Source organism: Syntrophorhabdus sp. (genome assembly GCA_012719415.1).
Taxonomy (GTDB): Bacteria; Desulfobacterota; Syntrophorhabdia; order Syntrophorhabdales; family Syntrophorhabdaceae; genus Delta-02.
Genome location: JAAYAK010000210.1, coordinates 58,059 through 82,053, shown reverse-complemented (window position 1 = coordinate 82,053; position 23,995 = coordinate 58,059). Strand labels below are relative to the sequence as shown.

Annotated in this window: 20 protein-coding genes; 2 read left to right on the top strand and 18 right to left on the bottom strand. The window is 58.6% G+C overall.

Annotated elements, in window-relative coordinates:
• The 3 genes from GXX82_12650 to GXX82_12640 form a co-directional block, all read right to left on the bottom strand.
• A partial coding sequence (locus GXX82_12650) for a hypothetical protein (protein NLT23887.1) occupies positions 1-788 on the bottom strand: 788 nt, incomplete at its 3' end.
• Positions 775-1,761: a C40 family peptidase gene (locus tag GXX82_12645; protein NLT23886.1), complete on the bottom strand. Its 987-nt coding sequence runs from the start codon at positions 1,759-1,761 to the stop codon at positions 775-777. The genes GXX82_12645 and GXX82_12650, both read right to left, overlap by 14 nt.
• Entirely contained in the window at positions 1,761-2,132 is a 372-nt protein-coding gene (locus GXX82_12640) for a hypothetical protein (protein NLT23885.1), read from the bottom strand. The genes GXX82_12645 and GXX82_12640 overlap by 1 nt, the downstream gene beginning before the upstream one ends.
• Positions 2,133-2,287: 155 nt before the next feature.
• Between GXX82_12640 and GXX82_12635 the strand changes: the two genes are divergently transcribed.
• Positions 2,288-5,392 (top strand): PAS domain S-box protein, encoded by a 3,105-nt coding sequence (locus tag GXX82_12635; GenBank protein ID NLT23884.1) that lies wholly within the window; start codon positions 2,288-2,290, stop codon positions 5,390-5,392.
• 158 nt (positions 5,393-5,550) lie between these two features.
• Here GXX82_12635 and GXX82_12630 read toward each other — a convergent pair whose 3' ends face one another.
• From GXX82_12630 to GXX82_12570, 13 genes are all read right to left on the bottom strand, one after another.
• Entirely contained in the window at positions 5,551-6,123 is a 573-nt protein-coding gene (locus GXX82_12630) for a nitroreductase family protein (GenBank protein NLT23883.1), read from the bottom strand.
• 41 nt (positions 6,124-6,164) lie between these two features.
• Positions 6,165-6,737 (bottom strand): nitroreductase family protein, encoded by a 573-nt coding sequence (locus GXX82_12625; GenBank protein NLT23882.1) that lies wholly within the window; start codon positions 6,735-6,737, stop codon positions 6,165-6,167.
• A 146-nt stretch (positions 6,738-6,883) separates the two neighbouring features.
• A complete protein-coding gene (locus tag GXX82_12620) occupies positions 6,884-7,912 on the bottom strand; it encodes a hypothetical protein (GenBank protein ID NLT23881.1) in 1,029 nt (342 codons plus the stop codon).
• 134 nt (positions 7,913-8,046) lie between these two features.
• Positions 8,047-8,754: a hypothetical protein gene (locus tag GXX82_12615; GenBank protein ID NLT23880.1), complete on the bottom strand. Its 708-nt coding sequence runs from the start codon at positions 8,752-8,754 to the stop codon at positions 8,047-8,049.
• Between the two features lie 18 nt (positions 8,755-8,772).
• Complete coding sequence (locus tag GXX82_12610) at positions 8,773-10,035, bottom strand: glycosyltransferase (protein ID NLT23879.1); 1,263 nt, start codon at positions 10,033-10,035, stop codon at positions 8,773-8,775.
• A 16-nt stretch (positions 10,036-10,051) separates the two neighbouring features.
• Positions 10,052-11,308 carry a glucose-1-phosphate adenylyltransferase gene (locus tag GXX82_12605; GenBank protein ID NLT23878.1) on the bottom strand — a complete coding sequence of 419 codons (1,257 nt, stop codon included), beginning with the start codon at positions 11,306-11,308 and terminating at the stop codon, positions 10,052-10,054.
• Positions 11,305-12,537, bottom strand: coding sequence for a glucose-1-phosphate adenylyltransferase (locus tag GXX82_12600; GenBank protein ID NLT23877.1), 1,233 nt, complete (start codon positions 12,535-12,537; stop codon positions 11,305-11,307). The genes GXX82_12605 and GXX82_12600 overlap by 4 nt, the downstream gene beginning before the upstream one ends.
• A gap of 23 nt (positions 12,538-12,560) precedes the next feature.
• Complete coding sequence (gene treY / locus GXX82_12595; GenBank protein ID NLT23876.1) at positions 12,561-15,551, bottom strand: malto-oligosyltrehalose synthase; 2,991 nt, start codon at positions 15,549-15,551, stop codon at positions 12,561-12,563.
• A 22-nt stretch (positions 15,552-15,573) separates the two neighbouring features.
• Entirely contained in the window at positions 15,574-17,433 is a 1,860-nt protein-coding gene (treZ, locus tag GXX82_12590) for a malto-oligosyltrehalose trehalohydrolase (protein NLT23875.1), read from the bottom strand.
• Between the two features lie 50 nt (positions 17,434-17,483).
• The gene (locus tag GXX82_12585; GenBank protein ID NLT23874.1) at positions 17,484-18,695 is read right to left on the bottom strand and encodes a glycosyltransferase; all 1,212 of its coding nucleotides are present in this window, start codon (positions 18,693-18,695) and stop codon (positions 17,484-17,486) included.
• Positions 18,692-19,378: a hypothetical protein gene (locus tag GXX82_12580; protein ID NLT23873.1), complete on the bottom strand. Its 687-nt coding sequence runs from the start codon at positions 19,376-19,378 to the stop codon at positions 18,692-18,694. Before GXX82_12580 ends, GXX82_12585 begins: the two co-directional genes overlap by 4 nt.
• Positions 19,379-19,433: 55 nt before the next feature.
• Complete coding sequence (locus GXX82_12575) at positions 19,434-19,694, bottom strand: LapA family protein (GenBank protein NLT23872.1); 261 nt, start codon at positions 19,692-19,694, stop codon at positions 19,434-19,436.
• Positions 19,695-19,739: 45 nt separating this feature from the next.
• Positions 19,740-20,948 (bottom strand): glycosyl transferase, encoded by a 1,209-nt coding sequence (locus GXX82_12570; GenBank protein NLT23871.1) that lies wholly within the window; start codon positions 20,946-20,948, stop codon positions 19,740-19,742.
• Between the two features lie 87 nt (positions 20,949-21,035).
• On the opposite strand from GXX82_12570, the gene GXX82_12565 reads away from it, so the two are divergent.
• Positions 21,036-21,965 (top strand): HAD-IIB family hydrolase, encoded by a 930-nt coding sequence (locus GXX82_12565; protein ID NLT23870.1) that lies wholly within the window; start codon positions 21,036-21,038, stop codon positions 21,963-21,965.
• Between the two features lie 246 nt (positions 21,966-22,211).
• Here GXX82_12565 and GXX82_12560 read toward each other — a convergent pair whose 3' ends face one another.
• Together GXX82_12560 and GXX82_12555 are read right to left on the bottom strand one after the other, a co-directional pair.
• Positions 22,212-23,516, bottom strand: a complete 1,305-nt coding sequence (locus GXX82_12560; GenBank protein ID NLT23869.1) for a TRAP transporter large permease subunit — start codon at positions 23,514-23,516, stop codon at positions 22,212-22,214.
• A 1-nt stretch (position 23,517) separates the two neighbouring features.
• Complete coding sequence (locus tag GXX82_12555; protein NLT23868.1) at positions 23,518-23,994, bottom strand: TRAP transporter small permease; 477 nt, start codon at positions 23,992-23,994, stop codon at positions 23,518-23,520.
• Position 23,995: the final 1 nt, after the last annotated feature.

Genomic DNA, 23,995 nt, shown 5'->3' with positions numbered 1-23,995 from the left:
TTGAGGGCCATCTCCATGTTCTTTGCCGAAAAGACGGTCTCATCGAGAATGACGGGAAGGGGTGAACGCTTCGTCACCTCCCTGAGCCCGCGGTGATCGTCTTTTAGCAGGGGCTGCTCGAAGATCTCGATGGGGTATCCCTTCCGCACGACATGATCGGCGAAGGCAAGGCAGGCGCCCTGGGTGAAACCCTGATTTCCGTCGAGCCTGAGGGTATAGCGGATATCCAGGGCTTCGAGGATGGACGCCACCGAGGCGATGAACCGGATGTCATCGGCCTTCTCCCCGCTGACCTTGACCTTGTACACGGTGAAACCCTTCCGGGCGGCCTGTTCTATCCACTCCTTCAGAACCTTCCGGTCCGTCGCAAGGGGTATCGTGATGTCCGTCTCGATGTGTCTCAGGGAGCCCCCGAACCAACCGGTCTCGCTTGTTCCCGTATTCCGGAGCCATGCCCTCCAGATGGCTGTCTCCAGCCCGGAGACCGTCATGGGGAAAGAAGGGTGCCGTGCGCGGAGTTCCGCCGCGACGGCGGGGAAATGGGTCGCCCTTTTCCCCGTTAGAAAGGGTCTTTCCTCTCCAATGATCCCCTGTATCCTGTCCACCGTTTCGTGAGGAAGGACGAAGCTTGTGGCGCACTCCCCGAGCCCTCGGGACCCATCCCTGAGACGGACCTCGACGATGACGCTCCGCATGGCGCTCTTGCGCCCCAAAGAGGTTGAAAAAGTGGTCTTCAGAGGGCGGACCACCTCCCTTGTGTGGACGGTCTTTATCTCATCGTCCGTCATAGCTTTCCGGCCGGTCCTTTCCATTGTCCCTTTCTTCCAGGAATGAGGCGAAGTGGATGCGCCCGGACCAGCGGGAAGGGCCGGCACGCACCATCTCCTCATAGCTCTCCCCGAAGCGGGTCCTGAACGTCCCCACCTCGACGGGCCTGCCCGTTTCGATGGCCTCGATGAACCGTTCCCCGCCGAGATAAAGGATGACGTGGTCGATCCCCCGGCCCTCGCCGGAAGTGAGGAATATGAGATCTGCGGGCCGGAGCCGGTCCGGGGAAAGGGGTCTTGCCGCAGCATACTGGTCACGGGCGTCCCGGGGAACATCGATCCCTGCGGCGCGATAGGAGAGGTTGACGAGGCCGGAGCAGTCCACCCCTGTCGCCGGAAGGGGACCCCCGACACCGGAAACCGCGGGCCCGCGACGGAGGGACCGAAGAGGCGTGCTTCTTCCTCCCCACAGGTAAGTCGTGTCGATGAAGGACATGGCTGTACCGATGACGTTTTGCCTCGTTGCAGCGGAGCCGATGCCGGTGTCGGCCCGCCGGATGTCAGCGTCAGGGACCCACGCCGCCGTATCGCCTGGCAGGCGTATGCCGGCAAGACCGTTCCTGTGTTTCCCCGTCATTGCCAGCCGGGTTCCGGCGGAGAGATAGAGAGCGGACGCCGAAGGCTTAGAGGCGAGGGTGCCGCGCACCAGGACACCGTCGAAAACGGGGCCGTCCTCCGCGGGGGCCGCCCGGTCTTTGGCCACCCAGCCGGGATAGCCTCTCCAGCCGTCATCGGAGAGCTTCTTCTGCTCAAGGGCCTCCACCATGTACCAGTCGTTCTCGTCGCCTAAACAGCGCAGTGCCTCGTTGAGGAGAAGCTGTGTCAACCGCTCCGCGGTGACGGATGGTCCGGCGAGAAGGTCGGCGACGGAGGTCACGACGGACAGGAGCTTTCCGTGCGGGGGGTCGGGTCTTTCTTCGAAGCGTGCTTCCATCACATCGCGGGCTCGAACCGTATGGAGGCGGTTCCCCTGGCCTCCCTGAGAACCCCCGGTTCCCCCGTTATCCTGCCGATGATATTGACCTCACTCGCAGGCACGGGGTCTTGTCCGGTCGAAAGCGGAGTGGGACCGAAGAAGATGGCGATGGCGTTTCCCGGCGGCCAGTACCCGATGTCTCCCGCCTTGACCGTGCGTGTGGCAGTGTCGTCGAGGGGCATGCGCAGGGGTATCTCGAAGTAGAACTCGTCTCCCCACTCATTGGGAGATGCGGTTACGGGCAGAACCCCGGCAACGGCTGCGGCGCATGGCGTAGATGCAAGCTCCGCTTCCACGGAGACGGTACCTGCTGTGATACGGATCTTCATGACGAACACTCCTTTCGGTCTACTTTACCTTCCTTTCCCGTTCCCTGTCAAAGGGCGGGTCACAGGGGCGGCGCATGCGTTTTTCTTGACCTGTGACGGGAATGGTGTATCATTGAAGAAATCAGGACCTTCAGACACACCGAGAACGGGTGAGCATGAAAAAGAGGTCGCCTGCGCAGCCTGACACTTCGCAACCATGCCGCACGAGGCAGGGGTCTGCTGCCGATGCCCGCGCCGGCAGAACGAACGGACTCTCCGCCGGAAGGGAGCTCGCGCACATGATGGGGCAATGGGACGGCTTTCTCAAGGCCACGCTCCAGCCCATCCTGGTCCTTGACACCCAATTCACCATCGTCGCAGCCAACAAGAGATCGCAGGAAATAGCGGGAGTCGCTGAGGATGAGCTCATCGGAAGGAAATGCTACGAGGTCATGCACGGTACGGACGAACCCGCCCGGGGCTGTCCCATGCATTCCCTTCTCACCCGGGGAAGCCTCGAGACCGTGGAGATGGAGATCGAGACGATACACGGAACGTTTCTTGTCTCCTGCGCACCCATCGTGGACGCGTCGGGTGTGCCCATAGGGGTGGTCCACGTGGCGACGGATATCACCGAGAAGAAGATGGCCGAAGAAGAGCTGAAGGAAAGGGAGGTGAAGTACCGTTACCTCTTCGAGAACTCTCCCGCGGGCATGTTCAGAAGCTCCCTCGCCGACGGGAGGATCGTCGATGCCAACCTCACCCTGTCGCAGATGTTCGGGATCGACAACAACGGTGACCTGCATGCGGCGGATTTTTACGCTGACCCCCGTGACCGCCGGCGGATCCTGAAGGCGATCAAGCGCGACAAGAGGGTCGACCGCCATGAGGTCCTGATGGCGAGGCGTGATGGAAGCGTGTTCTGGGCTCTCATTTCGGCCCGTCTCGACAGCAGGGAGCACTACATCGAAGGTGTCGTAACGGACATCACCGCGCAGAAGGAGGCGCAGGAGGCCCTGCGCGAAAGCGAGGAACGATATCGGGTCGCCATCGAGAACTGCAATGACTGTGTGGCCATATTCAGGGACGGTGTCTATGTCTATGCCAATCAGCAGTACGTCGAGGCGGTGGGGGTTCGTGACGCGAGGGAGATCCTGGGAACCGGCATCGGGCGGTTCATTCATCCCGACGATTATGATCGCATCGACCGCTATCGCCAGGGCCGCAAGGCGGGCAAGGACATTCCCACGCGATACGAGCTCCGGATAATCGATGTGAAGGGGAAGGTCATGTTCTTCGAGGCGGCCGTTTCGGTGATAACCCTGAAGGGCGAGCCTGCCACGCTCGTTTTCATGCGGGATATAACGAAACGGGTTGAGGTCCAGAAGAAGCTGGAGGAACAGGTGGAACTCCTCCAGACCTTTATTGATACCATGCCGAATCCCATATTCATCAAAGACCCTGAAGGAAGGTTCATCCAGTGCAACAGGGCCTTCGAGGAATATTACGGCGTTTCGTGCCAGACGATACGGGGGAAGACCGTCTTCGACATCGAACCCGCCCGGGAGGCGAAGGTCCATGCAAGCAAGGACAGGGAACTGATGAAAAAAGGGGGGGTACTCGAGTACGACGGGGTGGTCATCGACCCTTCGGGCCGTGTCCACTACGTCATAATCAGGAAGGCCGCCTTCCACAGGCCGGACGGTACCCCCGGCGGTATTGTCGGCGTCGTTATCGACATAACGGAGCTCAAAAGGGCAGGCGAGATGCTTAAGGAATCGGAGGCAAAGTACCGGGGTGTTGCCGAGGAGTCCCTGGCCGGCTTCTACATCATCCAGGATGGTCTCTTCCGGTATGTGAACCGGAGGTTCTGTGAGATAACCGGCTATGGCTACGATGAGATAGTGGACAGGATGGAGCCTCTCGATCTTGTCCACGGAGAAGACCGCGGCGTTGTGGAAGAGAACCTGAGGAAGCGCTTCAGTGGCGAGACTGGGAGTATCCAGTACAGGTTTCGGATGACGCGCAAGAGTGGCCTCGTCGCCAGGGTGGAGGTGCTGGGGAGCTCATTCGACTACAGGGGCAGACCGGCCGCCATCGGGACCCTCCTCGACATCACGAAGGAAACCATACTCGAGGAACAGCTTCAGCAGGCCCAGAAAATGGAGGCCATCGGACAGTTGGCCGGGGGCATGGCCCACGACTTCAACAATATCCTCACCACCATCATGGGCTATTGCGGTCTCCTTCAAACGGAACTCGACGAGGATGACCCCCATCAGCTCTATGTCGAGGAGATCAGCATGGCGTCCGAGAAAGGCGCGCAGCTCACCGGCGGCCTTCTTGCCTTTGGAAGAAAACAGGTCATGGAGATGAAGCCCCAGAAGCTGGACGAACTTGTCAGAGGGGTGCAAAGACTCCTGGAAAGGCTTCTTCCAGAGGACATGAGACTCGAGATCCGGCTTCCCCGCGAGGAATGTACCATCCTCGCCGACGCGACGCAGATCTATCAGCTCCTCATGAACCTGACCACGAACTCCCGGGACGCCATGCCCGACGGCGGGACCCTGTTGATCTCAGCCGATGTTCTGTCGATCGACGAGGATTTCATTGCCGCGAAGGGTTTCGGAGAAGTGGGCGATTATGCTGTCCTGTCCGTCGTCGATACCGGATGCGGCATTGACCCCCGTGTGCAGGAGAAGATGTTCGAACCTTTCTTTACCACGAAGGAGCCGGGCAAAGGCACCGGACTCGGCCTTTCCATCGTTTACGGCATAGTCAAACAGCACAGCGGTTTCATTGATGTCTGCAGTGCCTCCGGGGCGGGAACGACCTTCACGGTCTACATCCCCGTCGCGAAAGGGAAAAGGGTACGCAAACGTGCAGGTGTTCAGGGCATGCGGGGCGGCAGCGGCGAGACCATCCTCATCGCCGAGGACAACCGGAGCGTCCGGGAGCTTACCCGGGAGGTTCTGCGAAAGGCTGGTTATCGCATGATAGAAGCGGTCGACGGACAGGAGGCCATCGAGCGCTTTACCGAGTTCTCTCACGTGATAGACCTCTCGATCCTTGACGTTGTCATGCCGAAAAGGAATGGCAAGCAGGTCTACGACGAGATCATCATGGTCCGGCCGGATGCAAAGGTGCTCTTTGTCAGCGGGTATGCCGCCGATGTCATCACGGACAAGGGGATACAGGACGAATCCCTGGAATACCTCCCCAAGCCGGTATCCCCGACGCTGCTCCTCAAAAAGGTGAGGGAACTCCTGGACAGGAAATAGAAAAGTGAACGGGCACACGGGTCTGCGCGCTTCGCGCGCAAACGGGCAGACGAGGCAAAGAGGGGAAATATCAGGATCACGTTACCTGAAAGTCTCTTTGTTTTTTTCGCGTGTGCCCGTAGGCGCTTTAGCGCCGACCCGTGTGCCCGTGAGCGCTTTTATATCTTGAGTATCAGTTCCCTTCGGGGGCGCTTGGGGACGTGGTGGACCTTGTCGGCGTCCCGCCAGTACTTTACGTCCCCGTCTTTCACCACGTCGATGACGACCTGTTCTCTGGTCGCTCCGAGAGCGATGACGAGGAGGATCTCGTACTGCCCGGGTATATTGAGAAGGGCCCTCAGGCGGTCCCTTTTGATATTGCCGAGCATGCAGCCGCCGAGCCCCATCTCGGTCGCCCCGAGCAGTATGCTCTGCGCGGCGATACCGTGGTCGCTGCCGAAGTCCTTCGTGAGGGACGTGTCCCCAAGGATGATGATGTAGGCGGAGGGTCTTTCGCCTTCTTCGGGGCCTGGCCAGTCCTTGAGATAGCCTGCCCAGGCAAGGCACGAGAATATGGCGGCGTTCTTCCGGGCGTCATGGGACAGGATGAACTTTAGAGGCTGCATGTTCCTCGCCGAGGGTGAAAGGCGGGCAAGCTCGACAAGCCTCTTAAGCTGCTGCAGACCGATCGGCCTATCCTCGTGGAACCGCCGATAGCTTCTGCTCTTTGTAACAAGTTCCAGCACAGTCATACCATCTCCAAGTGTTCTGACTTGAAACCTGAAACCGTCTTTCACAGATCCAGTATGATCTCCTCCAGGGGGCGTTTCGGGACGTGGTGAACCTTGTTGATATCGCGCCAGTAAGCAATGTTCCCGTCTTTCGCCTCCGTGATGACAACACGTTCTCTGGGCACACCCAGGGCGATGACGAGCAGTATCTCATATTCCCTGGATATCCCGAGAAGAGATGCCAGTCTGGCCTTATCCACCCCGGCGAACATATAGCCGCCCAGACCCATCTCCGCGGCGCCGAGGAGCATGCTCTGCGCGGCGATCCCGTGGTTGCACGAGAAGTCCTTCGTGATGGTGGTGTCGCCGAGAATGATGATGTATGCCGCCGGCCGCCGGCCTTCGGCAGGCCCGCGGGAGTTCTTGACGTAATCCTCCCAGATGAGACAGGAGAAAATGGATCCATTGCGGGCGGGGTCGTTGGAAAGGACGAACTTAAGGGGCTGGAGATTCGCGGCCGACGGTGAAAGACGGGCAAGCTCCACGAGACCTTCCAGCTGTTCCATGCTTATGGATTCGCTCTCCTGAAAGCGCCGATGGCTCCTGTTCTTCGTTACCAGTTCAAGGAGATCCATACAGGAACTATAGCATAGAAGGAGGATGATGCAAGCAAAAGATGGCCTCAGGTTCCATGTCTCAGGTCTCAAGTCAAAGACAAAGACTGGAAATACGCTTTTGTTTCAAACCTGAAACCTGAAACTTGAAACCTGGAACGGTCTTTTTACTTGAAGTAGGGTTTCAGCTCCCTGCAGAGGTCTTCCGGGAGGACCACGCAGATGGGTTCGGAGAGGATGGCCTGGAAGAAGTTGAGATCCGGGGCGAAGTCGCGCATGTTGAGGAACGTCCGGGGGACGATGCGGAAATAGGCGCTGAAGTGTTCCTGGTCGCAAGGGCCGAAAGAGAGCGACGCGTTGAAACTGAAGATCCCGGAGTCTTCATAATAGCGAAAGACCCGGTCGAGACCGGCGACGAGGTCGTCGATATCGTCGTCCGTGAATTCGTCAAGGGAGAAGACATCGGGAAAGACGCACATGACCTCACCGAGGAGCCCCAGAGAGACGAAGGGGGCTATCCAGTGGCCCGAACCGAGCCGTGCGATGTACCGCTCGTTCTCTGTCTCTTCCCGCCTCGCGAGGACGTACCAGTAATTCTGCCTGTAACGCTCCGCGAAGCGTCGCGATGCCGAGAGTTCGTCCGTGAACTGGTTGCCAGGGTGGGCGGTGGCGAAATACTGCTGGTGCGGGTGTACCAGACCTCCCCCCGAAGGCGGCATGTAATTCCAGGTCATCAGGTGATAGGGCAGCGACCCGTCGATGGCGGCGATGCGGCGGAGAAACCCGATGCCCAGGGCGAAAGCGTCGCGAAGCCTCTCTTTCGTCAGTTCCCTGAGACCGACGACGTGATCGTCGGACATGACGACGACTCCGCTGTGGATATCGTAAGGGAAGAGATTGGGTATGAGAAATGCCTCTCCCTGTGTCAGCCTGCCTTCGGGGACGATATCAGGTGTGAACCTGGGTGTCGCCTTTTCGCGGTGTTCGGCGCAGAAGGGGCAGAAGCCCTTCACGGCGGGGTCGTGATACCCGGCAAGGTCGAGCTTTTGCGGCTTGATGGCCCCGAAATGGGAGAAGTGGCATGTCCTCCCCGTCAGCGGATCGACGCGGACCTGGAAGCGGACCGTGGTGGGCGCAAAGCCTTTCCGCGGATCCAGAAAAATGCTCTCCGATTCAACCTTCCTGAACTCGATCATCCGCCGTTATCTCCCTGTCATCGTATTTTCAAAATAAGAACAGAATCCTGGACCGCCTGTCAATGGAAAGAGGGGATAAGGGTCAAGACAACGATGGTCTTCAACGAAAAACCTAAAACTGACAACGTAAAACCCTACAACGGGTTTATATCGTCCCGCTCCTCCTCTTCCTCCTTGTCTTTTCCCATGGTCCTTTGCAGATAGGTCCTCGCGATGTCCCTCCCGCCGAAACCGAAGGCGATGGCGAGGGCAAGGACGATGCCGCCGAAGATTATGGCAAAGGCTATGAGGACGGTCTCCCGGCCGATCCCGAGCTGTTCCATCGCCATTGTGGCGGAGAGGATGAAGACAGTGATCTTGACCAGCCTGCCCACGAGGCCGGCCCTTCTCATTCCCGCGTTGACGGAGGCTATGAGGGCGGCCCGTCCGAAAAAGTTGCTGAAAAGGTAGCCGAAGAGAAGGATCACCGCCGCCGTGAAGACATTGGGGAGATAGAGGAAGAAGCGTTCCAGAAGGTGCTCGACGGTGGGTATCTTCAGTGTCTGCACCGCCACGACGGCAAAGGTGAAGATGACGAGCCATCCGATGATCCTTGCGATAAAGGACGAAAGGGAGTCCCTGATCCCGCCTTTGAGGAGCATATCGAAGAGCCCGAGCCGCTGGGCCGCCCTGTCGAGGTTCACGGCACGGAAGATCCGGAGAAAGACCATCCTGAGAACCGCGGCAAGGACGATGCCCACGATGAGAAGCGCCAGGGAGGTGAGGAAGTTGGGCATGAATGTGAGGAACTTCTCGTAAGAGCTCTCGAAAGGTTCTATAATGACCCTTTGAAGAAAATTCATATAAAGCCCCCTTTCGTTTTACTTCCAGCGGTCCGCGAAGGACGGTTTGAGCTTCTCGTACACCCCGCAGAGGTTCTCTATCTTCTCTTCCACCTCGGGTCCGCTGCTTTCCCGGCCCTCGATCACGAATGACGCAGTGCGTCCTATGTACAGCGGGGTCAGCGACTTGAGAAGGTGTTCCTTGTTGAGCACGTTGCGATGCGCGGCCAGGGCGAAGCTGTATATGATGTCCACCCACACGGTGTCGGGCATGTGAAAGTCGTCCCCGGTTCCATCGGCCAGTCTCCTGAGGAAGCCGAGGGTCTCCCGGGACAGGATGTTCTCCCACAGGGGAACAAGTTCTCTGGCACCCAGCGTGAACTTATCGATCATCCTCTGGATGTTGACGCTCACGGGTTCAAGGCCGACCTCGTAGGTGAACCCGAAAACGGGCACGGACTGTGTCCCTGTCACTCCTTTCCATGTTCCCGGGTATTCCTCCATGAGGTCGAAGGTTGCCCCCACGACCTGGTAGAGCATGGCGGAAAGGTCCGCCCCCGGGTCCTTGGCATCGTGGATCTTTGCACCCAGGAAGGCCTGACAGACGCGGAAGTCATTTGCTATGGCCGTTGTCGTCATCCAGATGTCTATGCCGTAGCGCGCAACATCGGTTTCCCAGACGTCCTTGGACAGGTAGAATCCTGCCAGTTTCCCCGAGAATCCGAAATCACCCCCTATGGGCTGGCGCACGTTCTTTCCGTACAGGGCCCGTGTCAGGGGATAGACGATGCTGTTCGTGATCGTCCCGTCATACTTGTGGCGATGATAAAGGGGGGCGACGTAGTCGTAACCGTCGTCCATGACGGGCTTGACAAGGAGTTCTATCCACTCGGGGGTGATGCTGCGCAGATCGGAGTCCACCACGGCACAGGCCTTCACGTCGAGAGCGTGGGCGATCTCGAAGATGGTCCTGAAGGCGCTTCCCTTGCCGGGGATCCCGTGGTAAGGAATGGCTATCTTGGAGAAGGATTCCACGCGGTGGGAGAGCAGGATCGATCGGAAATCATCGATGGCAGTGTCGTGAACGACGTCCATCGTGCCGTCCGTCGATCCCCCGTCGGAATTCACGAGGACCGTTTTTCTTTCGGGAAAGTACTTGGCAAGGCCGGCCTGCACGGCCCGGACCACGTGACCGATGGACCGGGCGTTGTTGTAGCTCGGGATTCCGACGAGGATGTCGGCTTTGCCGATCTCGGTCAACCGCGCGTGGATGTCCTCTCTTTTGATCACGCTGTCAGCCATAGGATCCTTATCGCTTTCACATCCCCGTCACGGTCATTCCGCTTTCGACCTCTCGCGGGAAAGCCTCGGCACCGAGCATGGGGTCAATGATGCAGTTCGTGCCGACACTGATCCCGGCGGGAATGACGACCCGTTTTCCGACGACGGTGAGGCCAGAGTAGAGATGTTCCGGATGAGTCCGGTTGATCGTTTTCGGGTCGCCGATACCGACCGTGGTACGCGCCCCCACGACAACCTCCTTGTCGATGATCGAACGCTCGACCCGCGCCCCTTCGCCTATGCGGCAATCGTGCATTATGATGGAGTCGCGGACGGATGCGCCGCGTTCCACCGTTACTCCGGGCGAAAGAACGCAGTTTTCCACATGTCCCTCGACGGTGCAGCCGGGGGACACGATGGAACGCTCGACCCGCGCCCCGGAGGATACCAGAACGGGAGGCCTGTCGAAAGGCGGTCCGCCGGCGTTTATGTTGGTCATTGTCCTCCAGGCTCCCGGGTCTATCCCGGACGAAGGATCGAGGAGGTCCATGTTCGCGTCCCAGTATGCCTGGACGGTGCCGACATCGCGCCAGTATCCGTCGAAGGGATAGGCATATACCACATTCTCCTCCAGGGCCCGGGGGATGATGTGGTGTCCGAAATCATCCTCCTTGGACTCCGTGAGAAGGCCTATCAGGTACTTCCTGTCGAAGACGTATATCCCCATCGATGCCAGATTGGACCTCGCGCGGGGCGATTTTTCCTCCCACTGAACGATCCTGCTGTTCCCGTCCGTGATGGCGGTCCCGAACTGGTGTGTCTCCTCCCAGGGCACGGGAATGGTGGCGATGGTCACGCGGGCCTTCTTCTGCCGGTGAAATGAGACCATCCGGCGGTAGTCCATATGGTAGACATGGTCTCCCGACAGGATCATGATCTCGTCGCTCTTGGCCGACATGACGAAGGATATGTTCTGGCGCACGGCGTCCGCTGTTCCCCTGTACCAATCCCAGTCCTCCTCTCCCGTCTTGGGGGGGAAGATCTTGACACTCCGGGAGCGGCCCGACAGGTCCCAGGAGGAGCCGTCCCCTATATGGTCCATGAGAGAAAGCGGTTTGTACTGTGTCAAAACGGCCACGCTGGTCATTTCCGAATTGCCGATATTGCTGAGGGTGAAGTCGATTATCCTGTAAATGCCGCCGAATGGGACGGCCGGTTTCGCCCTGTGCCGCACCAGGATATTGAGCCTGCTTCCCACCCCGCCTGCCAGAAGGATCGCTGCCGGACCTTTCATTGGACCACCTCCCCGCGAGAATACTCTTTCTTTGAGAAGGCGTCGGCCTTGAGCTTGGGATGGACGGTGACACCGCCCCGTATGGAGACCCCTTCGGGAATCACCGTTCCCATCCCGATGACAGCGAGGTCGTTGCCCGCGTCGCCGATACGGCATCTTTCGGACATCACGCAGCCGGTATCCGCTATGGTACGCCTGATCTCCGTGCCCCCGAGGACGGTCGAATCAAAAAAGAGGATGGAGTCCTCGACAACGGCGCCCTCCTCCACCGTCACGCCCGGGAAGAGGATGGAGCGCGCCACACGGCCCTTGATGGTGCAGCCGCAGTGGAAGAATGTGTCCTCGATGCTGGCTGAAGGACCGATGAAAGGTGGCGGCCGGTCCCTGATGCTCCTGTCCGCCATGTTGGTCCTGAGCTGCCAGGAGCGTATGTCGAGCCTGGGTCTCTCACCGAGGATATCCATGCTTGTCCGGAAATACTCCTCTATCGTCCTGGTGTATCCCCAGTAGCCGCTGTGCCTGTAGCCGTACACACGGTGTTTCTCCATGAGCATGGGGATGATGTCCTTGCCGAACTCATGGGAGGAGTTCGCGGCGTTCTCCTCGAGTACGGTGATGAGGAGCTCGGTTCGAAAGACGTAAATGGTAAGAGACGCCCATTCCAGGTTTGAGTTCCTGGGTTTCTCCCTGTATTGTGTGACCCGTCCTCCCCGGGGGTCTTCGTCCTCGATGAAGGCCAGGCCGAAACGGGAAGACGCCTCGGGCGCGACCTTCGTGAAGGCGACCGTCAGGTCCGCGTTCTTCTCCAGGTGGAACTCGATGAGCCTGCGATAGTCCATGCGATAGATATGGTCTCCGGAAAGGACCACAACGATCTCGGGATCGCACATGCGAATGAAATCGGTGTTCTGGTAGACGGCGTCAGCCGTACCCTTGTACCAGTCTGAGGAGCCGCGGCCCTGGAAGGGCGGGAGTATCACAGCCTGACGGTGTCTCCCCGTCATGTCCCAGGGTTCGCCGTTCGCTATGTGGCTGATCAATTCGAAGGGCCTGTATTGCGACAGGATGCCCACGTTCTCGATATCGGAATGCATGAGGTTGCTCATGGGAAAATCGATGACGCGATACAACCCGCCGTAAGGCAGGACCGACTTGGGCCGGTAAAAGGTGAGCACGTCGAGTTCACCCACCCTTCCTCCCGCGAGGATCATTGCGAGCACCTGTGGCATGAGACAACTCCTTTCCCGGCCGATCAACGACCGGTTTCGAGAAGCGCGACGGGAAAACTCCTGAAAAGACCGGAACAGGCAAGTCCCGGAAACCCCTGCCGGCGGGTCTTCACCACGTCTTCTCCCGTGAAGACGTTCCTGAATGTCTCTTCGTCCGAACCTTCGGGAACGATCACCATCGTGTCTTCCCACATGTCCGCGAAGGTCATGTCCGGTGAAGACAATATCTTCGCGATGAACCTCGGAACGACAACCACGATCATCGTATTGAGGAAACGACGCGCGAAGGCTATGACGTGTCCCGAGCGGGTCCCTGTCGCTTCCAGTGGAATGTATTCACCTTTTTCAAAGACCTCTCTCGTCTTCCGGCGAAGACCGAGCGTCCTGTAAGTTATGTACAGCTTTATTCTGCCGTCTTCCATGGAACTTGTCAAATCTTTCGCGTATTCGGCGGTGTTCCGCCGGGAGAGCTCCCCTCTCATCTCGTCGATCATGCGCATGCGAGACCCGTAGTCAACGGGCATCCTGTTGTCGGGATCGACGAGGCTTAAGCTCCACACCTCCGTGCCCTGGTAGAAATCGGGTACGCCCGGCGCGCAGATCTTGAGGAGCGTCTGCGCCGCGGAATTGTACATGCCAAAAAGGGATACACGTTCCTGAAAGGGGACAAAATCATCAAGAAAAGGGTTGTCCCGTTCCCTGTCCAGGATGGTGTCCACGAAGACCGTCATCGCCTCCTCGTACATCCTGTCGGCGCTTATCCAGCTGGTGTTCACCTTTGCTTCCTTTGCCGCCTTGGTCATATAACTCTTGACCCGTTCCTTGTACGATCCGTACTCGTCGTCGCTCACCGTACCGAAGGGCCAGCTGCCGACGAGCGTCTGGTAGAGCAGGTACTCCTCGTTGGCGTCGGGCACCTTCCGGTTGTTGACGACGATCTTTTTTCTCCTGTTCAGCTTTGCCCAGAGGACGACATGTTCCCTCCATTCCCCGGGGATCTCGGAAAGCACGTTTATCCTCGCTCGCACATCCTCGCTGCGCTTCGTGTCATGGGTGGAGGACGTGATAAGGGCATAGGGCCAGTTCTTGATACGTTCGATATTCTGACCGTGAAAGGTGTCCGGTGAGGTGCCGAACCTGTCCGGGCTGCCCCCGACCTCATTGAGGGAGACGAGCCTGTTGTACAGATAGAAGGCCGTATCCTCAACGCCCTTCGCCATGACAGGGCCGGTTATCTGCTGGAACTTCATGGTAAAATTGAGCCATGCCTGGCGCGTCTCATCATCCATATCGGCCGGGAACTCAAGGAGAAGGACCCGCTTCATGAAGAGAAAGATCGACTCATTGAGGACGGGATTCCTCCTGATGGCCCGGGAGACGGCAAGCTCGACGTAATGGCGGTCCCTTTCCTTCACGTCGGTCCCGTTTATGTACGTCCTGTAGACAGGGAAGCAGGCTATGACCTCTATGATGGCCTTTATGAGGCTGTTAAGCGTGAAATCCCGCGTCTGCCGGTCCATTTCGGTTATCCTGTTCAGGCGGTGTCCCAGGGTGTTGACCTCGCTCGACATGGCGACTTCCATGACGATCTTCTTGTTCTCGTAGAACACCTCCTGGATATCGGTCTGCATTCCCGTGAAGCGCCTGTACAGCGCGTCGAAGGCCTTCGCGTTCCTTCCGTCCACGAAAAGCCCGCTCACGGAGTTCAGGAACACGTAGCCCGTGGTGCTGAACAGGGGCCACTCTTCGGGCATGATCTCACCCTTCCCGAGTATCTTCTCCGCAACGATGTAGAACGGTTTGAAGTACCGCTGTGTCCTCAAGGCCTCGTCGTAGCGTTCCGATATGGCGGGTTCGATGTACGTCGTGCCGTAGGGGAGGTCGACATCCTGCCTGACCTCCTCGAGGTGCGATCTCATGGCTATCGCAAAGCATCGCCGCTGGAGACGGTCGAAATACTCGGAAGGGTCATACAGGCCGTCGGGATGGTCCACCCTGAGGCCCGTGACACAGCCGCCCTCTATGAGATCGAACACAAAGCGATGCGTCTCCTCAAAGACCGCCGGGTCCTCGACCCTGATGGCGGCGAGGCTGTTGATGTCGAAGAACCTCCTGTAGTTGATCTCTTCCGTCGCCACCTGCCAGTGAGACAGCCGGTAGAGCTGCCTGGAGAGCAAACCGTCAAGGAGGTCGAAGCTCTTCGGGTCGCCTTCGGTGCCGTTGAAGACGGTGACGCTCCTGTCCACGAAGGCCCGTATCTCCCCGTTGCTCTGATAGAGGTCTTTCAGGCGCCGCTTCACGATCTCTTTCTCGCGGACCCGTTCGGCCGCCATTTCCGGGTTCGTCTCGACGTACGCGGGGAGTTTTCCCGCCGACGTGATTATGCTGAGCAGCTCTTCATAGCCGGCAGTTCCCCCGATGCTTTCCCCGAGACCCTCGATCCCGGAGGAGAGGATATCGCCATATGTTTCCGGAAGAAGAGGCAGCCTGTTGTCGTAAACGCGGACGAAGAAGGAGCCGTCCTCGTATTCCAACTGTATCTGCTTCTTTTCGAGAGCAACACCGTACTGGTCGCCGAGAAAGGGCAGGAGGACCTTGCCGCGCAGCTCTTCCTTGACCGGGTCCCAGTCGATGTCGAAAAAACCGCTCCACCGGGAGGCCGGCCCATTCTCCAGAAGGTCCATCCAATAGCGGTTCTCGCTGTCGATGCACATGTGATTGGGGACGATGTCGAGGATCTGTCCCATATCGTGGTCCCGCAGGGTCTTGACGAAGAGATCGTAGTCCTCCCGGTCGCCGATCTCCGGGTTTATCCTGGTGGGGTCCGTGATATCGTATCCGTGAAGGCTGCCGGGGCGGGCGGCAAGATAGGGAGACGCATAGATGTCGGTGATGCCAAGTTCTTTCAGATAGGGGACCACCTTCACCGCGTCGGTGAACCGAAAATGCCGGTTGAACTGGACCCGGTAGGTCGCGAGAGGTATCCGCAGGTTTCGAAAGACGGGTCTTTCCATGGCTAGCTCACCTCATCTCCCATCATTCTTCTCTCCTGTAAACGACGGCGTTGAGCGGGCCCAGCGAAAGGACTGCCCCGTGTTCCCCGGTCATGCGGTCCGGCGCTTTCTCGCCACTTCCGCCCCAGCGGGGCGAAAGGGTGTCGGCGATCACGGCCCACGAGCCTTCATGGAGCGGCGATTCAATGGATACGCCCTTCTCGCTGAAGTTGAAGAAGAGAGCGACATCGCTCCCTGAAAGGGGGACCATGACGGAAAGGGATCTCCTGTCGGGCCAGCATTTGACCAGGGGCCGGCCCTCTGTCATCCGCCAGGGCGTGAGCGAACGCCTGAGCGTTATCAGATGCCGGTAGAACCCATAAAGCGCGTGACGGGCCTTTTCGAGGCGAGACTCCCTGTGGACCCTTGACAGGAGGAATGTTTCCTCCCCTTGTGGATCCGGTATCTCTTTGCCGGACGGGAACCAGGCGAACTCGCGCGATCTGCCTGTCCTTACGGCCTCGATGAGCCTTTCGTCGCTGTGGCTCACGAAATACAGGAACGGGGTGGTCTCGCCGTACTCTTCGCCCATGAACAGAAGAGGGATGAAGGGTGACATGAGGACCGCCGTGGCGGCGACCTTAAGCCTGTCGTGACCCACCAGGGAGGCGAGGCGGTCCCCGCCGGGCCTGTTGCCCGCCTGGTCGTGGTTCTGTGAGAACACGACGAATTGTGCGGCCGGCCTGTGTTTCGACGGGCTTCCATGTCTCCTCCCACGGTATGAGGAGAACTCGCCCGTGTAGACGTACCCCTCGGCGAAGGACTTCGCCAGGTCCCCGATATCGCCGAAATCCTCGTAATAGCCCTGTTTCTCCCCCGTCAGAAGGGTGTGGAGAGCGTGGTGGAAATCGTCATTCCACTGGGCGTCAAGGCCGATGCCGCCACTCTCCCGGGGTGTTATGACCCTTATATCATTGAGGTCGCTCTCGGCGATGAGATAGGCGGGAGGATCGCCGGAGAGTGCCGAGGCCACGGTCCCGGAGAGTTCCTCAAGAAAGGTCCGGGCGCTGAAGTCGAATATTCCGTGAATGGCATCCAGTCTGAGGGCGTCTATGTGGTAGTCGACGAACCAGTCGAGGGCGTTCCTGATGAAATACGTGCGCACCTCATCGCTGAAGGGACCGTCAAAATTGAGGGCATCGCCCCACGGGGTCCGATAGCGGTCCGTAAAATAGGGTCCGAAGTTTGCCAGGTAATTGCCTTCGGGACCGATATGGTTGTAGACGACATCGAGAATGACGGCCAGGTCCTGTTCGTGACAGGCGTTCACCAGGGTCTTGAGCCCACGGGGCCCTCCGTACGTATTGTGGGGGGCGAAGGGGTAAGTGCCGTCGTATCCCCAGTTCCGGCTGCCAGGGAACTGGCTGACGGGCATGAGCTCGATGGCGTTGACACCGAGGTCCCTGAAATAGTCGAGACAGGGAACGATGGCCTCGAAGGTCCCCTCTTCCGTAAAGGTACCCACGTGGAGCTCGTATATGATGTATTCTTCCAGACCGCGGCCCTGCCATCCACCGTCGCTCCATCGAAACGAAGCATGGTCGACGATCTGCGAAGGACCGTGGACCCCCTCCGGTTGCGACCGGGATGCGGGATCGGGAAACGCAGGACCGCCGTCGATGACAAACCGGTAAAGATCACCGCAGCCGGCTCCGCGCACCTTTCCTTCGAAATAATCTCCCCCGGCGGGCGCGAGGGGTTCCCGTCTCACGCCGGGGCCCTCGATCATGTCCACCGACACCGTTCGCGCAAGGGGTGCCCACACCCGGAAGGATGTCGATCCGTCCGCGGACGGCATGGCTCCGAGACGCGCCGGGGCGCATGTCCTGTTGAGTGTTCTCATCTTTCACCAGTATAGCAGAGGACCGTGACGTGCGGCCCGCGGTCTGCCTTCTACAACTCCACGAGGCTTTTCTTCTTCGTGAGGAGCGTGTACCACACCGCCAGGTAGTCCCGCACCTGTCTCGTTATGAGGAAATTCTGACGGACGAACTCGCGGGCCCGCTCACCCATACCGGCGGCCATCTCCGTATTGTTGAGAAGCTGACGCATCCTGAAGGCGCATCCCTCGATGGAGTGGACGAGGAAGCCCGTCACACCGTGGACTATCTGGAGGGGTATGCCCCCCGCCGCGCCTCCGATGACGGGTTTGCCTTTCCACATGCCTTCCGCGACCGTGAGGCCGAAACCCTCCTTGAGCGATTTCTGCAGGATGACGCTGGCCATGGTTTGCAGGGCGTTGATGTCCTTATCGCTGAAGGGGGGAAGGAGGAGGATGTGGATGTCGGGATCGTCTGAGGCGAACTGCCGGACCTCTTCCAGTACCTCGGCGCCTTCGGGGTCATCCGTCGCGGGGCTGCCGGCCAGCACCAGGACACAGTCGTTATATTTCTTGACCATGCGGTAGGCCATGATAACACCGGTTGGGTCCTTGAACCTGTCGAAGCGGGATACCTGCAGGATGACAGGCCGGTCCCGGGGGATGCCGAGCCTCTGCGCCGTATCGTTGATCTCTTCATCGCTGAGTTGCCTGTTCTTCTCGGACAGGGGATCGATCGACGGAGGTATGATGAACTCGTTGATGCCGAGGGCGCCCGCGAAACGGGCGACTGAATAGATCGCCGCATCGAACCTCGTGGCGTAACTCCCTATCCTGTTGAACACATCCCTCTGGGGATTGGAGACATCTATGTGGCATCGCCAGATCCAGACGCCTTCCTTCCGGAAGGTGACAAGGGGAATAGGCTGAGGGTCGTGTATCAGAACCGCGTCGGCATCGAGGTCCATACCGGCGGCGTTCTTTTCGTTGATCTCGAGATGGTGTTCCCACATCCGGTCATCGATGAATTCCGTGTATCCCTGAAGGGCGTTGTGCACCTTCTTCGTCGTGTCGAAGAATCTTTCGTCGCCCGTTATGATTTCCCAGCGGGCGTTGATCCCGAGACTTGACATGATGGGGATCATTCTCTGGAGGATCTCCGCTACCCCTCCTCCCTCACGGGTGGAGTTGACATGGAGAAAGGTCTTTCCCGCGAGATTGTCCGCCAGCTTCCGAAGAAGCAGGAGATCGCCCCTTGGCGCGATACCGGTGTAGGATTCTATCACGGATGCACCTCCACCTTTTCCATGTCCCGGCTCACTTCTTCCATGATGATATCGGAGATATGCGTTCGTATCTCCTCCGTGCTGTGCATGAAGGGGTCGATGGCCCGGATCCTTTCCGCCAGTTCCCTCTTGCCGAGGGCCTCATCGACCCAGCGGGAGAAGTCGTCCGTACCGCCGGGGATGCGCATACGTGCCTCGTAAAAATGGTAGTAGATACAGCCGCTGTCCACGAATCTCATGGCAAGAAAGAACTCCGCCAGGTTCTTCGCGTAGACCCCGACAGGAAAGACGAAGGTGACCGTCTCGTTGAAGAAGAACTCGTCTCCCGGAAGGGCGTAGCGCGGTTCCGGGAACCTTTCGAGGTAGGAATCGATCACCCCGGTGAGGGACCCGCGAAGGTCCGCGATGGACTCGAAGGAATAGGGGTCGATGTTCGACAGCTGCTCGGCCAGCGCCCTCTCCTCCAGGCTTTCTCCGGCCCATTGCGCGAAGTCGTTCGTGTACTCCAGGATGTGCTCCTTCAGGAAATACTGGTAGGTGTGATGGAATATGGAATCATCGCTAACCCTGGCGATTATCTCCCGCAATTCCTTCAGGTCTCCCGCTTTTTCCCCCGTCGACCTTATGATGCTCACGCACTGCCTGAAGTCGAAAGGACGTTCCAGTTCTTCGTGTTCTGCCATAGGCTTTACCTCACCTGTGCGGACGGTCCTTCAAAACCGTCCCGGAGACCCGGGATCATGACCCTGTCGTGCCCGGAGACCCGGGAATCGTTCCCGGTTCTTTCCCGGTCACCGTCTTCCGTTTCTTTGTCCTGCGCAGGAGGAAGGATGCCAGGACACCAACAATCAGGCCGCATATGACCGAGAGAAAGACCACGATGGCCAGCGATGCCTGAAAGGTCCAGGCGAAGAAGGAGAGGGAGACGGGCTGTGAGTTCTGGCTGGAGAAAACGGCCACAACGATGACAATGCAGGCGATCAGTATGAGAAAGCGCATCTTTCCTCCCGCCGGCCTTCATAAGGGCCGGCCGCGTGTTCTTCGCTACCTGTTATCCTCATCTACCGACTCCCGTATCCTGTCGAGTATGTCGGGCAACGCCGCCGTCACCCTGTCCCAGCTCGAGATGAGCGGAACGCCTAAGGGGTCTTTCGTGATCACCTCAGCGGCCGTCTTGATGCCCTTGGTGAAGGTCTCTACCGAGAGGCTCTCTTCGTGACGGTCGAAACGCAGGCCGTTGATGGAGGCGTCATCCTCGTACCGCTTCAGGTGGTCCTGCGCGGTACGGGCGTATGTGGCGAAGAGGGTTTTGAAGAAGCCGTCGGAAAAGACTATCCCCTCCGAGGCGAGTGTCCGAAATATGGACTTGCAGATGTCCACACACATCTTGTTGAGGCCTTTCGAGGCATCTTCGGGGGAAAGCTCCTGGTGCTTGTGTTCGTAGTTCTCGGCGATATCGACCTGGCAGACGCGGTTAATGGAGGTGTTCTTGTAGACCTCGGCCAGCGTTCCCACCTCAAGGCCCCAGTCGCCGGGGATCTTGTTGATGCGGGCGAGGTTCACATCCATGGAGAACTCGCCGGCCAGGATATAGCGGAAACTGTCGAAGAAGACAAGGAGGGGGTGAAATCCGATGATCTTGACAAGGGCCCGTATGAGGGGTGTCACGAGGAGCCGGGTAACCCTGCCGTGCATCTTGTCCGTGACCCTGGTGTAAAAGCCCTTGCAGAAATCATAATCGAGGCTGGGGTTCGTGACCGGGTAGCAGAGCCTCGCGAGCATGTCGCGCGAATAGGTGAGGATGTCGCAATCGTGGAGGGCGATGGCGTTGAATTCCCTCCGCGCCAGAACGTACCCGTAGGCCATCCACACGGAACGGCCCTTGCCCTCGAGGCCGGTGGGGAGGTCTTCCCCCTCGATCGCCCGGTACAGTTTCTTCATTCTCCTGCCGTTGTTCCATATGACGCACACTTTCTGGGGGAGGGCGGAGAAGAAACGCCGGGCGTTCTGGAACTCGCTCTCCGATGCGGGACCCAGGGTCACGACGATTTCCTTGACATACCGCACCTGTTTCAGTTCTTCAACGATCCGGGAAAGAGCTGCGCCGGCGAGTTCACTGTAGAGCGAGGGGAGGACGAGCGCGATCGGCCTGTCCTGCGCGTATCGCGTGAGCCGTGATTCTATCTCCTCCAGATTGTCCTTTCCGAGTCTGTGCAGTGTGGGGACTACGCCTGTCTGGTAAAAATCAGCCATGCTCACCTCCTGGAATGTAGTCTAGCACTCTATCCGAGAAGCAGACTAAAATCTGTCAACTATTTTACACTATTTTGAAACTACCTTATGGTAGCATATCATAATTATGATATCACGTTACAAAGAAAGACTGCAGGTTTCCGTGTGCCGGACGCCCTCAGGCTGCGATGCCGGAAAAATGGTGAACCGGTGAAAAGGATAGTGGTTTTCACGGACCTTGACGGAACCCTCCTCCACGCGCGGACCTATTCCTTCGACGCGGCCCTGCCCGCGCTCGAAATGCTCAGGGTGCGGAATATCCCCGTGGTGATCTGTTCCAGCAAGACGCGGGCCGAGATAGGGCACTACCGCGCAAAGCTGGACAATGGCGACCCTTTCATCTCCGAGAACGGAGGCGCGGTCTTTGTGCCCCGCGGGTATTTCCGGGCGGACATGGTATCCCCGGTCACGCCCGAACAGGACAATGAGGGGCCGTACCTCGTCCTTCGCCTCGGCGCGAGGTACCGGGACCTGCGCAGGGCCCTCGGGGAGCTCCGCGAGGAAGGATTCGACGTCCGCGGTTTCGGGGACATGACCGCCGAAGAGGTCGCCGCCGCAACGGGTTTGCCCCTTGACGAGGCGGTCATGGCGGGAAAGCGGGAATTCGACGAGCCTTTTCTCCTTGGCGGTGGACCGGTGACGGCGGAAAAACTGACAGCCTCCATAGAAAGGAAGGGCTTCAGGGTCACGCGGGGATCCTTCTATCATATCCTGGGTGAAAGCGACAAGGGAAAGGCTGTTTCCATCCTCACCGGGATGTTCCGCGGAGAATATGGTGAGGTCATGACGATGGCCCTGGGGGACAGCCCCAACGACCTGCCGATGCTCCGGTCTGTCGACCATCCGGTCATTGTCGAAAGACACGGCGGCGGCTACGACAACGTCCTCGCGGCGGAGGGTTTCGAACGGGCCAGAGGAGAAGGACCGGAGGGATGGAACCAGGCGGTGATGAGGCTTCTGGAAGAGGTTGACCGATAAGCAGATCGAGAGAAGGAATGACCCGCATCTGTCCGGAATAGGCCCGCGGCAACGGTCATGCTGACCCTCCGGAGCGATCCAGGGAAACAAAAATGACCAATGACCAAATCCCAATGACCGATGAAAAAGATAATGACCAATTCACCAATAACCAATTGAACAAAGGTCAGGGCAGAACGGACCGCCTGTGTCATTGTGGCTATTGGTCATTCTTTGGTGAATGGAGGTTTGGTTATTCTTCTCTCCCTATTTCAAAAAGACCATCACTATCTGGGGAAAAGCGAGGATGAGGGCGAGGGTGAAGAGATTGCAGGCGATGAAGGGAATGGCCGCGCTGTAAATGTCCATCATGCTGACATCGTCCGAAGTTATCCCTTTCATCACGAAAAGCAGAAGACCGAAGGGCGGAGAGGTGAAACCGATATCGAGGGCGATGAGCATCATGATCCCGAACCAGAGGGGATCGATGTTCGCCTGGTAGACGATGGGTATGAAGAGTGGGACCGTTACCATCATCATCGCTATCTGGTCCATGAAACAGCCGAGGAGGAGCAGCATGGACAGCATGATCGTGATGAGAAGGGCGTCGGGCAGGTTGAGGGAGACGACGGCGGAGATGAGGCCCGCTCCGGCACCGCTGAAAGAGATGATCTGGCTGTACCCCACGGAACCGGCTATTATGAGGAAGATCATGGAGCTTGTTCTCAGTGTCGCTGCCAGGGTTTCAGAGAGTATGGAGAAGGTCAGCTTCCTGTATGCAACGGAAAGCGTCAGGGCCCCCACGCAACCCAGGGAGGCGGCCTCGGTGGGCGTGGCGATCCCCATGTATATGGGGCCCAGAACGAGGGCGATGACGCTCGTCAGGGGCATGACGTACAGGAGGATTTCCTTCACGATGCTCACGGGGTCCGATCTTGGGACCTCGTAATCCGGCGCTATGGAAGGTTGGAGAAATGTCCTGCCTATGATATAGGCCGCGTAGAGAAATGCCATGATGAGTCCCGGGAATATGCCCCCTATCAGTATTCCCGATATGGATATCTGGGCCACGGAACCGAGCACGACGGCAAGCGCGCTTGGCGGGATCATCATGGCAAGCCCCCCCGTTCCGATTATGGGGCCGATCATGAGCGGCTTGCCATAGCCCCTCTGGCGCATCTCCGGCATGAGTGACGAGCCCAGAAGGGCCGTGTTGCTGATGGCGGAACCCGTGAGACCGGAGAAGAACGTGGAAGCGGCGACGGCCAGTATGCCGAGTCTGCCGGGGATCCTGCCGAAAAATTTGTCAAATGTATTGAGAACGTCGCGCGCGATGCCGCACCTGAAAAGCACCTCTCCCATGAAGATAAAAAGGGGTATGGGGGTAAGGGTGAAGTTGGCGAGGGAACTGTACATGTTAAGGATGAGTTGCTTGACGCCCTCCGTCCCCCCCATGAAGAAACAGGCACCGGCGATATTGATGAGAAAGAAGGCGAAGGCGACGGGGAGACCCGTCAGCAGAAGGCCGATGAAGCCGCCGAAGAGAATGAGGAGTATGGCCCACCATTCCACGTCAGTCTTTGCCTCGCAGGTCGTGGACGAGCCCGACGAAGGATTCGACCGCGACAAGGAACATGCCGACGGATATGGGTGCAATGACGATCCACTTCGGCACTTCCAGCGACTTGATCACGGGCGTCCCGAGAAGGAACTGTTCCCATGCGACGATTGCCGCGAAGAGGGACAACGTTGCCGCCACAAGGGTGCCAAGTATGTCCGTCGCGACCCTGAGGGCCCTCCTGCTCCGGGGGCCGAGTCGGCCCACCACGATATCCAGATTGACGTGCCCCTTTTTTCTCAGGACCCAGGCGGCGCTGAGAAAAGCGAAGTAGATCTGCAGGTATTCCGAGATTTCTACGGTCCACCGCAGGGGCCGGTGCAGGAAATACCTGGCTATGACCTCGCAGGATATAGAAAGGGCAATGAACGCGATGCAGGCGGCTGAGAATACGGCCGTGGCATTGAGGGTCCCGGAAAGGAAACGCCTCATA

Coding starts and splice junctions, on each gene's coding strand:
- GXX82_12555 (NLT23868.1), bottom strand. CDS start 23,994: ATGAGGCGTTTCCTTTCCGGGACCCTCAATGCCACGGCCGTATTCTCA.
- treZ (NLT23875.1), bottom strand. CDS start 17,433: ATGAGAACACTCAACAGGACATGCGCCCCGGCGCGTCTCGGAGCCATG.
- GXX82_12615 (NLT23880.1), bottom strand. CDS start 8,754: ATGAATTTTCTTCAAAGGGTCATTATAGAACCTTTCGAGAGCTCTTAC.
- GXX82_12625 (NLT23882.1), bottom strand. CDS start 6,737: ATGGATCTCCTTGAACTGGTAACGAAGAACAGGAGCCATCGGCGCTTT.
- GXX82_12630 (NLT23883.1), bottom strand. CDS start 6,123: ATGACTGTGCTGGAACTTGTTACAAAGAGCAGAAGCTATCGGCGGTTC.
- GXX82_12570 (NLT23871.1), bottom strand. CDS start 20,948: ATGGCTGATTTTTACCAGACAGGCGTAGTCCCCACACTGCACAGACTC.
- GXX82_12635 (NLT23884.1), top strand. CDS start 2,288: ATGAAAAAGAGGTCGCCTGCGCAGCCTGACACTTCGCAACCATGCCGC.
- GXX82_12620 (NLT23881.1), bottom strand. CDS start 7,912: ATGATCGAGTTCAGGAAGGTTGAATCGGAGAGCATTTTTCTGGATCCG.
- GXX82_12645 (NLT23886.1), bottom strand. CDS start 1,761: ATGGAAGCACGCTTCGAAGAAAGACCCGACCCCCCGCACGGAAAGCTC.
- GXX82_12605 (NLT23878.1), bottom strand. CDS start 11,308: ATGAAAGGTCCGGCAGCGATCCTTCTGGCAGGCGGGGTGGGAAGCAGG.
- GXX82_12610 (NLT23879.1), bottom strand. CDS start 10,035: ATGGCTGACAGCGTGATCAAAAGAGAGGACATCCACGCGCGGTTGACC.
- GXX82_12565 (NLT23870.1), top strand. CDS start 21,036: ATGGTAGCATATCATAATTATGATATCACGTTACAAAGAAAGACTGCA.
- GXX82_12575 (NLT23872.1), bottom strand. CDS start 19,694: ATGCGCTTTCTCATACTGATCGCCTGCATTGTCATCGTTGTGGCCGTT.
- GXX82_12600 (NLT23877.1), bottom strand. CDS start 12,537: ATGCCACAGGTGCTCGCAATGATCCTCGCGGGAGGAAGGGTGGGTGAA.
- GXX82_12580 (NLT23873.1), bottom strand. CDS start 19,378: ATGGCAGAACACGAAGAACTGGAACGTCCTTTCGACTTCAGGCAGTGC.
- treY (NLT23876.1), bottom strand. CDS start 15,551: ATGGAAAGACCCGTCTTTCGAAACCTGCGGATACCTCTCGCGACCTAC.
- GXX82_12640 (NLT23885.1), bottom strand. CDS start 2,132: ATGAAGATCCGTATCACAGCAGGTACCGTCTCCGTGGAAGCGGAGCTT.